At 33.6% G+C, this 13,762-nt stretch carries 11 protein-coding genes and 3 tRNA genes; 10 read left to right on the top strand and 4 right to left on the bottom strand.

Going from position 1 to position 13,762, the window contains the following annotated elements:
- The first annotated feature begins 47 nt into the window (after nt 1-47).
- Nucleotides 48-2,588 (top strand): ATP-binding protein, encoded by a 2,541-nt coding sequence (locus BBBE_RS03685; RefSeq protein WP_010701254.1) that lies wholly within the window; start codon nt 48-50, stop codon nt 2,586-2,588.
- A gap of 396 nt (nt 2,589-2,984) precedes the next feature.
- Here BBBE_RS03685 and purN read toward each other — a convergent pair whose 3' ends face one another.
- The gene (gene purN, locus BBBE_RS03680) at nt 2,985-3,596 is read right to left on the bottom strand and encodes a phosphoribosylglycinamide formyltransferase (RefSeq protein ID WP_010701253.1); all 612 of its coding nucleotides are present in this window, start codon (nt 3,594-3,596) and stop codon (nt 2,985-2,987) included.
- Nucleotides 3,593-4,675 (bottom strand): phosphoribosylformylglycinamidine cyclo-ligase, encoded by a 1,083-nt coding sequence (gene purM, locus BBBE_RS03675; RefSeq protein WP_010701252.1) that lies wholly within the window; start codon nt 4,673-4,675, stop codon nt 3,593-3,595. Before purM ends, purN begins: the two co-directional genes overlap by 4 nt.
- Before the next feature lie 169 nt (nt 4,676-4,844).
- On the opposite strand from purM, the gene BBBE_RS03670 reads away from it, so the two are divergent.
- From BBBE_RS03670 to BBBE_RS03650, 5 genes are all read left to right on the top strand, one after another.
- A complete protein-coding gene (locus BBBE_RS03670; RefSeq protein ID WP_010701251.1) occupies nt 4,845-6,059 on the top strand; it encodes an AI-2E family transporter in 1,215 nt (404 codons plus the stop codon).
- Entirely contained in the window at nt 6,056-6,745 is a 690-nt protein-coding gene (gene hdaA, locus BBBE_RS03665; protein WP_010701250.1) for a DnaA regulatory inactivator HdaA, read from the top strand. The genes BBBE_RS03670 and hdaA overlap by 4 nt, the downstream gene beginning before the upstream one ends.
- 419 nt (nt 6,746-7,164) lie before the next feature.
- Nucleotides 7,165-7,241: transfer RNA gene (locus BBBE_RS03660), tRNA-Pro, on the top strand.
- 93 nt (nt 7,242-7,334) lie between these two features.
- Nucleotides 7,335-7,643 carry an ETC complex I subunit gene (locus BBBE_RS03655; RefSeq protein ID WP_010701249.1) on the top strand — a complete coding sequence of 103 codons (309 nt, stop codon included), beginning with the start codon at nt 7,335-7,337 and terminating at the stop codon, nt 7,641-7,643.
- Nucleotides 7,644-7,673: 30 nt separating this feature from the next.
- Nucleotides 7,674-7,750 (top strand) — tRNA-Arg (locus BBBE_RS03650).
- Nucleotides 7,751-8,322: 572 nt separating this feature from the next.
- On the opposite strand, the gene pcsA is transcribed toward BBBE_RS03650, so the two are convergent.
- Entirely contained in the window at nt 8,323-9,132 is an 810-nt protein-coding gene (gene pcsA, locus BBBE_RS03645) for a phosphatidylcholine synthase (protein ID WP_010701248.1), read from the bottom strand.
- Nucleotides 9,133-9,295: 163 nt separating this feature from the next.
- Here pcsA and BBBE_RS03640 point away from each other — a divergent pair, with 163 nt between their 5' ends.
- From BBBE_RS03640 to BBBE_RS03625, 4 genes are all read left to right on the top strand, one after another.
- On the top strand, nt 9,296-10,486 hold the full coding sequence (locus BBBE_RS03640) for a UbiH/UbiF family hydroxylase (protein ID WP_010701247.1): 1,191 nt from the start codon (nt 9,296-9,298) through the stop codon (nt 10,484-10,486).
- Nucleotides 10,487-11,282: 796 nt separating this feature from the next.
- Nucleotides 11,283-11,624 (top strand): hypothetical protein, encoded by a 342-nt coding sequence (locus BBBE_RS03635; RefSeq protein WP_010701246.1) that lies wholly within the window; start codon nt 11,283-11,285, stop codon nt 11,622-11,624.
- Nucleotides 11,621-11,926, top strand: coding sequence for a hypothetical protein (locus BBBE_RS03630; RefSeq protein ID WP_010701245.1), 306 nt, complete (start codon nt 11,621-11,623; stop codon nt 11,924-11,926). The genes BBBE_RS03635 and BBBE_RS03630 overlap by 4 nt, the downstream gene beginning before the upstream one ends.
- A gap of 197 nt (nt 11,927-12,123) precedes the next feature.
- A tRNA-Ser gene (locus BBBE_RS03625) sits at nt 12,124-12,213 on the top strand.
- Between the two features lie 201 nt (nt 12,214-12,414).
- On the opposite strand, the gene BBBE_RS03620 is transcribed toward BBBE_RS03625, so the two are convergent.
- Nucleotides 12,415-13,650 (bottom strand): outer membrane protein, encoded by a 1,236-nt coding sequence (locus BBBE_RS03620; protein ID WP_010701244.1) that lies wholly within the window; start codon nt 13,648-13,650, stop codon nt 12,415-12,417.
- Between the last annotated feature and the right edge of the window lie 112 nt (nt 13,651-13,762).

Genomic DNA, 13,762 nt, shown 5'->3' with positions numbered 1-13,762 from the left:
AATATTTTATAAGCTTCATGAAGCATCTGCAATTGAGACAGATAGAGATGAATAAAGGTTTTAATGGCGTGGACAAAATATTGCCTCCTTCCATGCGATGGGGGGGTATGGTTTGGGGGCTCTTTTTTGTTATAGTTTTTTTGTTCATTGTGGGGTTTTTGGGTATTTTTTATCCGCAAAGCTATTTTCATAAAGCTGCTTTGATATCTTTTTTAGTGTTAGCAATTATAGGCATTGCTGCACTTTTTCTGATAGGAATGGGTTTTTTGAGATATGATATCGGGCCATTGCATAAAAGCTTAGATTTTAGTGTCTTTAATGAGATAGATGATGCAATTATAATATCTGATTTATCAGGTTTTGTTTATTATTCTAATCAGAATTATCAGAAAATTTTTACCTATAAACCTGAGGCTTCTTGTTATGCAGTTATTGCTGATCTTCCGGGTGCTAGTGCACTTTTATATCGTTTAAAAGTTGCAGCATTTAATAATCTTGCAGCTCAAGAAACATTAAAGATAGATCGATCAATTTTTATTCATTCTAATCAGAAAGACATTGTATGGTATAATATTTCTGTTCAACCAATACTACAGTGGAGAAAAAGATTTTTATTTTGGCGTATCGCTGATATTTCACATTTGGAGGAATGCCGTGAAGCTTTTTGCTTGAACCTTCAAGAAGCTATTAATCATTTAGATCAAGCTCCTGTTGGCTTTTTATCTGTCAATGTACAAGGAGCTATTATCTATGCCAATGCGGTTTTTGCTGAATGGTTTTCAATCGATTTGGCAAATTTTACTATTGGTCAATATAGTTTTGATCAGTTCTTTGATGTTTCTGGAGTTAATAGTGTATGGAGTGATATCTATTTACAAAGTCACAAACATTATAATTCAAATTGTACTACACCTTATACGTTTTCTTTGTTTTTAACTTCACAGACTGGTGATAAGAAAATATTGGATTGTTTTATGTGTATTTCTTCTTTCTTAAAAGATGACGCTATCTATCGCATTGTTATGATGCCGCAATCGATACAAAAGAGCAAAAGCGATTATCAATTAAAATTGCCAAATACATTAAAGTATTTTGATGCAAGCCCTTTTGCAATAGCTGTAGTTGATCAGAAAGGGCAATTTATTCATATTAATAACTCTTTTTCAGTGTTGATGGGGTGTTCTAGTAAGACTATCAATTTCTACGATATTATATCTCGCCAAGGTTGTGTTCAGTTAGAGCATGCATTTCAGAAGTTTAGGGAGAATAAAAATAATCCAATTTCAATAGACACAGTGTTGGAAAATAATAAAGAGCGCCATTTTCGTCTTCATCTTATGCCTATAATACAATATCATAATGATATATTACAAGATTTGGTGGTTGTATCTGTCATAGAAACAACAGAACAAAAAACACTTGAAGATAAAATGGTACAAAATCAAAAGATGCAAGCTGTTGGGCAGTTAGCTGGTGGTATTGCTCATGATTTTAATAATGTTTTAACAGCAATTTTAATGTCGTGTGACCTCCTTTTAAACACACACCGTAGTTCTGATCCAGCGCATGCTGATCTCATCAATATCAAAAATAATGCTAATCGTGCTGCTGCACTTGTGCAGCAATTATTAGCCTTTTCTAGAAAGCAAACACTTAAACCTGAGAAAGTTGATTTTACAGAACTTTTATCCGATATTCGCAATCTTATTTTGCCTCTTTTAGGAAATAATATTCAATTGAAAATTATTCATGGAAGAGATCTGTGGAGCGTTAAAGTTGATCAAGCTTCTTTTCAGCGTGTTATTATGAATTTGGTGATTAATGCGCGTGATGCTATGCCGAATGGAGGTCTGATAACAATTAAAACAAACAATATTACAAAACAACAAAGTGCTGAATTTAATTATGTTGGCTTTGTGAGTGGTGAGTATGTGCAATTGACTATTTCAGATACAGGAGAAGGTATATCTGCTTTTGTGCAAGAAAAAATGTTTGAGCCATTTTTTACAACAAAAGAAGTTGGGAAAGGAACAGGACTTGGCTTATCAATGGTTTATGGCATTGTTAAGCAAACAGGCGGTTATATTTACTGTGATAGCCAGGAAGGAAAAGGAACGACATTTCATATTTTTCTACCTCGTTATATTTCTGATATCAATAATGATATTTCTCCACAAATTAAAAAAGTAGAAGAGCAGGAAAAAGATGCAGATTTAACAGGTTTTGCAACTGTTTTATTGGTTGAAGATGAAGACGCTGTTAGAATAGGTGGAGTAAAAGCTCTTCAAATGAGAGGATATACCGTTTTAGAAGCTGCAAGTGGGGTAGAGGCGCTTTTTGTACTTGAAGAAAATAAAGGGGCTGTTGATATTATTGTTTCCGATGTAGTTATGCCGGAAATGGATGGGCCTACTTTGCTTAAGGAAGTGCGTAAAAAATATCCTGACATCAAATTTATTTTTGTTTCGGGATATGCAAAAGACGCTTTTACTAAGAATCTTCCAAAAGATGCTGTTTTCGGATTTTTATCTAAGCCGTTTACACTTAAACAGCTAGCTCTAGTAGTTAAAGAAATGTTAGCGCAGTAAAAAACAGTTGGTCATACGCAATCTATGAAAAAGAAATAAAGCGCAAATCTTACACATTTTATCTAATTAAAAGTAAAAGATTGTAAATGAAGGTAATCGCCACAAAGCGATCAGAACCTAAAAATTTGAATGTGAGATAAATAGTGTGGTTTCAAATATACAAGAAGCTAAAATCAGTTTATAGATTATTCTCTTATTTTACAGCAAATAAGAAAAGATAATTCATTTAATGATCAAATGAAAATGAATAAGAACTTACAAATAAAAAATAAAAAAGCATTCTAATATTTGCAAAATAATTGATGAAAACAATAATTTTATATCAAAATTTGTACTCATTAATGTAGAAAAATAGATAAGTGAATTTAGAAGAAATATTTGATATAAGATATTGTTTTAAAATGATAAAAGTTGTTGTTGGGAATCTATTATTTTATCATTATCTTTTATGAATGCTTTTAAAGCATGTGGGTAGAGTTTATGCTCAACTTGAAGGACTCTTTGCGCTAACATTTCAGGGGTGTCATTAAAGCATACTGGAACAGCAGCTTGGGCAAGTATCTTTCCTTCATCCATTTCTTCTGTAACAAGATGAACTGTACAACCAGTAATTTTAACGCCTGCTTGTAGAACTCTTTCATGGGTGTTTAAACCTTTAAATGAAGGTAAAAGGGAAGGGTGGATGTTAAGGATTCGTCCTTCATAGGATTTTATAAAATGCGATGAAATGAGTCGCATATAACCAGCTAAGCAAATAACATCTGGTTGATATTGGGCCAAAGTAGTGAGAATAGATTCTTCATGGGCTTCTTTAGTTGGGTAATTTTTACGATCTACAATATGAGTAGGTATGCCATTGTCACGTGCCTTTTCAATACCAGCAGCATGGGGTCTATCACAAATAACTGCAATGATTTCAGCAGGGTAATCAGTTTGTTTGCTTGCTTTAGCAAGGGAAACCATATTGGAACCATTACCGGAAATAAAAATAATTACTTTTTTTTTCATAAATGAAGCTCACCTTTATAAGCAATTCTTTTATTTTGGCATTTTGTTAAAACACCGAGTGAGGTAACTGTTTCTCCTTGCGATTTGAGTGCTTGTATAATAGCTTCAACTGAATTTTGTGCTACAATAATAACCATACCAATACCACAATTAAATGTTCGTAGCATTTCTGTTTTCTGTATTTCACCTTGTCTAAAAATCCATGAAAATACTGACGAAACATTAATAGCAGAAAGATTAATTTCAGCGCAAAGGGAGGGGGGAAGTATGCGTGGAATATTTTCTGAAAAGCCACCACCTGTGATATGGGCAAGAGCTTTGATTCCTTTATAATTTCGTATAATTGGCAATAGTGATTTGACATAAATGCGAGTCGGTGTGAGAAGTGCTTCCCCAAGGTTTATTTTAGGGTTAAAAGGAGCAGGGCTATTCCATTTTAAACCACTTTGTTTAACAATTCGCCTGACAAGAGAGAAACCATTAGAATGAATACCCGATGAACTGAGACCTAAAATAATATCACCTTCTGTAAGATCTTTTGAAGGCAACAATGAATTGCGTTCAACAGCTCCTACAGCAAAACCTGCTAAATCATAATCTCCATTTGCATACATTCCGGGCATTTCTGCAGTTTCTCCTCCAATAAGAGCAGCGTTTGCTTGCTGACATCCTATTGCAATACCTGAAACGATTTCAGCACCTTGTGTAGCATCAAGTTTCCCAGTTGCAAAATAATCTAAGAAAAAAAGAGGTTCAGCGCCTTGGACAATTAAATCATTAACGCACATGGCAACAAGATCAATACCAACAGTATTGTGAATGCCTATTTCAATAGCAATTTTTAATTTTGTACCCACACCATCGTTAGCTGCCACGAGAATGGGATCTATAAAACCTGCTGCTTTTAAATCAAATAAGCCACCAAAACCGCCAATTTCTGCATCTGCACCTGCCCGTTTTGTTGAGCGTATATAGGGTTTGATATTTTCTACCATGGTGTTGCCCATATCAATATCGACACCAGCTTCTGCATAAGTAAGATTATTGGATTTATTATTTGCCGGATTTTTGTTGCTCATTGGAGCCTTCTTTATGAAAAATCAATTTTAATGTTGTTTAAACAATGCCATGATAACGCTATCTCTGCAAGAAATATTGATATTTAATATCCAGAAATAAATGATTGTTTACCTTGACCTAAACGAAAGAAGTTGCATAATCTTTTATAAAGGATTTTTGAGGATATCGATGAATAAAATATCAGATAGTCATAATAACCCTACTACTTTACAGTCAATGAAAGAGAAAATCAAAGAAAGTAGCCTTGAAGGCCGTTATACTTCTTATATTCCAGCTTATGCTCAGGTGACATTACCAAATAGTATGAAAAAGCAAGTTTTTTTCTGGCTTGGGACATTAATTTTTTTCGTTATCTTTATGTTTGTTTTTGGATCGATTTTACTTCCTTTTGTAGCAGGGATTGTATTGGCTTATTTTCTTAATCCAATTGTACAATTGCTTGAAAAAGTTGGTATTTGTCGTGTTTTTGGTACGATTCTCATTACTTTATTTATTGTTATCATTTTTGTTGTTGCTTTAACAATTTTAATTCCTGTTATCGGTTGGCAAATACAACAATTTGTGAGTAGTGGTTTACCAGTTTATATTAGTCGCATTCAAAATTTTTTAACTGAATCTAATTTTGATTGGATAGGGCGTTATTTTGGTAGTGATCCAAATGAATTACAAACCAATATTAAAACTCTTTTGGGGCAAAGCTCTGATTTTATTACATCTCTTTTAAATTCACTTTTAAGATCAGGCAAATCTATTGTTAATATTATCAGTCTGTTCGTGATAGCACCTGTGGTAGCGTTTTATATGTTACTGGATTGGCAGCGTATGGTTGAAGCCGTTGATTCTTGGATACCGCGGGATCATCTTGAAACTGTTCGCAGTATTTTTTACGAAATGGATAGAGCTATTGCGGGCTTTGTTCGTGGGCAGGGAACGGTTTGTTTGATATTGGGGGGGTATTATGCTATTGGTCTGACTATTACAGGACTTAACTTTGGTCTTTTAATTGGTATGTTTGTTGGCCTCATCAGTTTTATTCCTTATATTGGTACAATGAGTGGTTTTATTTTATCTGGTGGTGTTGCGTGGGTCCAGTTTTATCCAGATAATTGGGGTCGGATTATTATTGTTATGACTGTTTTTTTCATTGGCCAATTTATTGAAGGCTATATTCTTCAACCAAAACTTGTAGGTTCATCAGTGGGGCTTCATCCGGTATGGTTGATGTTTGCTCTTTTTGCTTTTGGTTCGTTGTTTGGTTTCACGGGCATGTTGGTTGCTGTTCCTGCTGCTGCTGCTATTGGTGTTTTGGTTCGTTTTGCTCTTCATACTTATCTTAATTCTCAGATGTATTCACAAAGTGGGAATTCGGGGTCTGTAGAATGAATGAACATGAAATACAATTACCTTTAAACTTTTCCTATGAGTCGGTTTTCCGAGTGGATGATTTGGTGGTTACGGATAGTAATCGTATGGCTTTTCAGTTGGTTGATCATTGGCCAAATTGGGCATTGCCTGTAGCTGTTTTGGTGGGAAAAGAAGGATCTGGAAAAACGCATTTTTCTAGTGTGTGGGTACAAAAAGCTAATGCTTTAATTGTTCATCGTGATGAAATTGACCAAGTAATTACTGTAGCTTCTTCAGGTAGATCATTTTTAATTGAGGATATTGATGCGGGGAAAATCAATGAAACTGGGCTTTTTCATTTGATCAATAGTGTTAAACAAGCAAATCTCAATGTATGTCAAGCTACTTTATTGATAACTGCTTGTACATTACCGTCTACATGGGATTTAAAGTTAAATGATCTAAAAAGTCGTCTTAATTCAGTTATGTTAGTTGAAATTGATCAACCTGATGATGCACTGTTAATAGCTACCGCATTTAAACTTTTTTCAGATCGGCAGATTACTGTTCATCCAGATATTGTCCGCTATCTTGTGAGTCGTTGTGAACGTTCCTTATTTTCATTAAGACGTGTTATTGATTCTGTTGACAAATTGGCATTACAAAGAAAAAGCAAAATAACGCGTGCTGTCATTGGTGAAGTCATCAATATGCAAATGCAATAAATATTACTTTGATGATGTCAGGTATTTAATAAAAAGTATGGTTATGTTACGGATCTTAAATTACATAAATGCGGGAAAGAAGTTTGTAAACTTTGTTAGGTAGAATTATTTGTAAATTGTGAAAGTAGGGGGCAATCTTTATTGTGTTTAAATTTTTTGTGTTTTAAGTTGTATTAACCAACATTTTATGGATAAGTGGGAAGATTAGCTAAAAAATTATGTATGGAAGTTTTTAATTTGCACAGATTAAACTTTTTAAGAAATATCATTTTTTTTCTGCTCATGATATGTTATCGGCAAAGGAAATGTTTGAAAAAAGTTATTATCCATAAAAAAAGAGAACAAAATTTAAAAAAATGTGTTTTATACTTGCACTTCTATTGTGAAAATTTTAGGGAAGGGACATCAAATATAAATCGCGGAGCGTAGCGCAGTCTGGTAGCGCACCTGATTTGGGATCAGGGGGTCGTAGGTTCGAATCCTATCGCTCCGACCATTGTGTTTTATTTGATGTAAGATAATGGATTCATTGAATAACATACAATAAAAATTGTTATTCAAATGTTGTGTCATCTAAAGGGAAGAGAATATGGTTGCACGTATTTATAGTCCGGCAAAAGCATCAATGCAGTCGGGCAAGGCGAATATTGGTTTTTGGATTCTTCAATATGAGCCGGAGCAAGCAAAAATGCTTGAGCCTCTTATGGGATATACAGCGACATCGGATATGAATAGTCAGATAAAAATCCGGTTTAAGATGAAAGAAGAAGCCATTGCCTTTGCTCTCAAAAATTCTATTCCTTACCGTGTAGAGAATTCATGTAAATCTTTTTTTCGTCGTGCTATTTCTTATTCTGATAATTTTCGCAGTGATCGGCAACAATCTTGGACGCACTAACAAAAAGATGTTTTTTCAAGATGATCAGTTGGTCCCGTAGCTCAGCTGGATAGAGCAACGGCCTTCTAAGCCGTGGGTCACAGGTTCGAATCCTGTCGGGATCACCAAAAAATCAATATGTTATGTATAGAGGTTAGGGGTCTTTTATTCCGTTGATTTTATTATCTTATTTTTTGCTATCTCGTGCCTTTTGAATTTTTCGATTGATTCAAAAGTCAACTTTTATGATCAGGTGCCTTTTGTATAGAGTAAAGAGTAATGGCTACGGTTTTCAGTTCATCCAAGAATTGCTTTGAGTTATAGAAACGTAGAGCGATTTGCATTGATAGTTCTTGTTGCCACCAATTTTCCCAATTCAGGGGCTGATTTTTTACTTCCGCTGCAATCAAGCATCTCTGAATAAATTATCAAAGTTTTTTTGTGGCTTAATAAAGAGAAAAACTTCAAAAGAAAAATATAAGTAAATATACTAAAATCGCATAATATATATTATGGAACTTTTTAGACTATAACAAACAAAAAGAAGTTAAAATAATCAATGTTTCATAAATAAATATAATAGGAAAATAACCTGATTTTAAAATCTACTGATAATAACTGATGACAAAAACACTTATCGAAGATTTTAGGTGTTTTTACATTCTATTCTATATTTTCTGACAATATTTATAAATTACTTTTAATTATTTTTTTGTTCCCCTAATGTAGGAAATAACTGCATGATGGCACCAATACAATAAATATAAATACCAGTGATTGAAATTCCTATTTTAATCCAATATGGAGCGTTGAGTTGATAGAAAAATGCCGCAATACCAAAGGAACACCATGTGAGAAAAACTGAAAGATTGAGCATACGTAAACGAATAACTCTTACTGGGTGGATAAAATAAATTGGTAAAAAGGATAAAATTGCCGATAAGAAAATAATAATGAGGGCAATCCACTCTTCAGGTCTTACCACAAAAAGTGTAAAAATTATCATATTCCAAACAACAGGAAATCCTTTAAAGAAATTTTCTTTAGTTTTCATTCCTGTATCTGCATAATAAATAGCTGATGAAATAACGATAACAGCGCTTAAGAAAAATGATAATCCTGGCCCCATAAAACCGCTTTGATAAAGCGCAAATGCTGGAATTAAAACATAAGTCACATAATCAATAATATTGTCTAGCAATTCGCCAGACCATGTTGGAAGTATAGATTTTACATTAAGTTTACGTGCTATTGGTCCATCAATACCATCAACAAGAAGTGCAAGTCCAAGCCAATAAAACATAGCTATCCATTCTTTTTTAGATGCAGCTATTAAAGAAAGAAATGCTAAAAACGAACCTGAAGCTGTTAGCAAATGGACAGAAAAAGCCCTTGCCTGTGGCATTGTTACTGTTTTGGATCGCAATTGATCAGCGTTGGTTTTGATTTTTCTTGTTAGTTTACGTTTCAATGTTTTTCTATCCTCATTTTTAATCTTTGTTCGCTTCATTCGTGTATTATTTTTCTGTTTATATTATATGATTAATCTGTAAAAAGAGTACAAGATTACCACTTTTTTGTATCGCAATATTTATTACATTATGTAATAAGAAAAGAATTTCTTTATTTAAAATCGTTAAAGCAATTAGTAAATTAGAGAGATTTAAACTGTTGTGATATTTGAAGAAAATGAACGCAGAGATGTAGCTGTTATTGGTGCAGGTCCTGTTGGTATGTTAGCAGCTCTTAGTCTTGCTCATAAAGGTTACACTATTTTTCTCATTGGCCCCCCTACTCGTGCAGATGAATTACGAACAACTGCTCTTATGATGCCGGCAATTCATGCGCTTCAAAAATTAAATATTTGGGAAACTATCAAATCTCATGCTGCAGCTTTATCTTTAATGAGAATCATTGATGCAACCTCTAGGATTGTACGTGCTCCTACTGTAAATTTTTGTTCTTCTGAAATTGGTGAAAAGGCTTTTGGTTATAATATTCCTAATTTAAAACTAAACAATGCTTTAATGAATGCCATTGAGCGCACATCAGGTATTATAAGATTTTTTTCTTTAGCAAAATCCTTTCATCACCAGCAAGATCATGTGAATATTACTCTTTCGGATGGTAAAATTATTCAAGCATCGTTTGTTGTTGCAGCTGACGGTTGTCATTCTCCAACACGAGCGGCGGCTGGAATTAAAGTTAAACGGTGGAATTATCCGCAAACAACACTTGTTTTAAATTTTGCACATAAGTTGCCTCATCAAAATATATCAACTGAATTTCACACAGAGAGTGGCCCTTTTACACAGGTTCCGTTACCAGGAAATACATCTAGTCTTGTATGGGTTACTAATCCTTTGCGTGCTAAAGAGCTATTAAATATGAAACCGAAGATGATAGCAGAAGTGATTGAAGATCAAATGCAATCAATGCTTGGTGAAATAACAGTAGAAACAGCGGTTCAAACATGGCCTCTTTTTGGTCTTATCCCTTACTGTTTTGCTGCAAACAGAACAATTTTGGTGGGTGAAGCAGCTCACGTTTTCCCCCCTATTGGGGCACAAGGATTTAATTTAGGGTTTCGTGATGTCCAAACTTTGGTTGATATTTTACCTAAACAGATATCCAATTCTAATTCTAAGACAATTATTGCACAATATAACCGACGTCGCAAACCTGATGTATTTATTCGCAGCGGATTTGTTCATACACTTAATCATACTTTACTTTCCAATATGCTGCCTGTTCATATTATACGAAGCGTTGGACTTGAATTATTATGTAATTTCTCACCGTTACGTAATTTATTGATGCGGGAAGGAATGCATCCTGGTGATGGATTAAAAGCAATAATGTAAATATTTACAATACAATTAATTCTCAAGAGTGACTATTAGATTAAGAAAAAATGAACGGTGCTGATATAGTTTATAGTCAATATATTTGATAGACGATACACGTTTTTTGCAAGTTGGTGCATTAGGTTTGTCGCATAAAGAATGGAAGTTTTGAATTTCTTCTTATTACCAGCAGAGAATCTGATCGGTAGTTTATACCAAAAGGATAGCCAATTCCAAAAAAGTCTTTTTACAATCAGTATTACAAGAAGCTTTTGAAGAAGTTGGAGTACAAGGTGTCGTGAAGACATTTCTATGAGGACGTAAGAATATGAAAAATTAGATTTATCAGTAGAAAAAAGTAAATTCTGTATTTGTGTTTTTGTTATACTTTATTCTTATCAAGAAAAAAATGGCCAGAATAAAATCAACGCATGTATAGCTTCGGAAGCGGTAAAACATGTTAATGAACCGCAACTAAAAAAATCTTACTGCGCTATAAACCATGTTTAACTTAGTGCATGACCATATACATTTTTTTATTGGTTTCATTTGCCAATATATATTCTATAAATTCTAATTTGATAGAATATATAAAAATACAAACTATTTAAAGTTGGTGCTCATATAATTTATGCCCTCAAAATAATAAACGAGAAAAGTAGTTTGGATAGTAAAGTCATTTAAATTTTAAAAAACTTATACTTCTTTATTAAGCGTAACTATTAAAAATAAAATAGATTGGAACTTGTCAGCAATACGAGGGTTAATTATGCGTGCAAAATAGAAAAGCATCGTTTAAATAAATGGTGACAAGATGAGATTAGGTAAAGATTTTAGATTAATTACTTTTTTTGTAATAATTATTTGTATTTCATCTATAGCTATAGCTTCATCACATAAAATTTTCTATGACCCTTATTATCAAACTTCAAAGTATGTTGTGATTCAACAGGTCACTAAAGCAGGTCAAAATTCATTTACTGTTTCACAAGTTAAAAACCTCCTCATGAAAAATGGTTTTCAGCATATTAAACAATTATATTTAGATGACAAGGGTATTTGGCGTGCTTTAGTAGAATTTAAAAATTGTAATCTTCTCATATCAATCGATTATTCTGGGATAATTAGCATTCAAAGTGAAAGAAGAAAAGTATGATTGATTTTAAAATTTATAATGGTGTTAATCCAAATAACCATGGAAGAATTTCTCTAAAGAAGATTTGTCATTTTATTAAAAAATCTGCACTCATTGGAAGTTTAAATGGTAGCATTTCAGGAGCAATTGCAGCAATTCTTGCTACTTATGGTTATATTGCCCTACCGGGATTTGGCCCAATTATTGCAATGGGTATAGGTATAGCGCTTTCTATTGGTATGATAACTGGTGCAATGATAGGGTTAATAATAGGTACTATTATTGGTATAGTTTTTAGTTTTATGAATAGCTGGCAATTTTGATTTTACCAAACCATTAATAAAGGCAGTGGAATTGTTAGTTTTAATTGAAATGCGTTATAGAAAAGTATATAGTTCACAGATTAAGTTTAATTAAGCTACTAAAGTAATTAATTAAAACACTTGAAATCGCATTTAAGTGATTGACCTTTTGCAAGAAATTTATAAAAAATATATTGTTTTAAAAAGCATATTTTTTTGGAGGGGTGGTCGAGCGGTTTAAGGCACCGGTCTTGAAAACCGGCGTGCAGGGAACTGTACCGTGGGTTCGAATCCCACCCCCTCCGCCACTAAATTTTTGGTTATAATGATTAATTTTATTAGTATATTTTGTATTATAGGCTAAGTGTAAAGTTAGGAAAGAGAATTTTCTGACTTATTTTTTATCAAATATAACTTGATAATTTCTCTCTCTTGATCTGGAACAAATAAAAATAAAAGCCCTACCCTTTGATAGAGCTTTTTAAGTGATTTGAGTACTGTATAATAAATTAGAATTTATAAGCAACACCAACACGAAAATCATTGGTTTGATAATCAATTTCTAGTTTATCCTTAGCGAATTTCTGTTTACCAAAATTTGAATAACGATATTCCGCACGTAAGATAACATTATCAACCATTGCAAAATCAACACCACCACCAAGAGTATAACCTACCATCATTTTTGTATCTGATACGCTAGAAGAACGTATTTCTCTACCAAATATTTCAATTGATCGTGAATAGGTATTTTGAAGCTGTGTATAAGCAATACCACCAGCGATATAAGGCAAAATACGATCAGCTGCAAAACCTATACGTACCCGTGTAGCACCAGACCATTTTTGTTTTAAAGTGTTACTATCAGTTTTTTTGATAGATCCCACCAGTTCATCTTCATCTACTGACTCCACTTCTCTTACATGCCGCCGCCTTACAGGCGAAGATTCTCTATCAGATCTTAAAATTGGAAAATCACTTACTTCTGGTTGTGAACGTTGCTGTCTCTGGAGTTCCTCTGAAGAGTTTCGCGCACTCCTCTTTTGTCTCAAATTACTCCCCAATCCTGATGTGGTGGATAAGTGTTGTTGTGAGGATGAGCGGGAGGAATGTGATTCTCTCATAAGAGTTTGGCTAGAATATAGCTCTTGTTGAGGGAGGTGATTATCTTCATGTTGTATCCGCTGTGGTGAAAGTACACGTTTTAGATTTATTGTTCTTTCCCTTCTTTCATTTAATTCTCTCTCTTCCGTTTCTCCTGGCTTTTCTGGTAGCTCTGGTTTTTCAAATTGCCCTTTAGCAACAATTTTTGTATCCTGTTTATTGGACCAAACTATATCCGTATCAACACCTAGAACAAGGCTATTTCCTAGATCGACATTGGCTCCTGCATAAAGACCACCCATGAAACCAGAAAGTTGAGGTAATTTATCTTTTTCAACAGGAGTCCATTCTCTCGTGCCGGTCTCTTTTTTAGCGTATACACTGATGCCAGTTTTACCTGAGAAGCCACCAATCTGCCCTCCAAGATAAAAACCATTCCAAGAGAAAGTAGGTGCAGAGATAACTGGTGGAGCATCAGAATTCGGATTCATTTCAACTGGTGGTAAAACTTGTTTTGACATTTTAGCAGGAGGTGAAACGACAGGCCTCGATTCTTGAGGTACTATAATATCTGCTGCTTGTGCTACAGAAGCTGTAAATAGAGTGATAATAGATGTGCTAATTAAACATTTTGTGTTCATAAGTTACTCCGAAGATAATGTTGAGAACCACATAATGATACATTTATCTCCATTACAGAATCTTTTCAAAAAGAGCTATAATAAAAATGACACAATCATAAAAAAATATATT

It is taken from the genome of Bartonella bovis 91-4 (genome assembly GCF_000384965.1).
Classification (GTDB): Bacteria; Pseudomonadota; Alphaproteobacteria; order Rhizobiales; family Rhizobiaceae; genus Bartonella; species Bartonella bovis.
The sequence above is the reverse complement of the archived record's forward strand: the minus strand, read 5'-3'. Positions and strand labels throughout refer to the sequence as shown.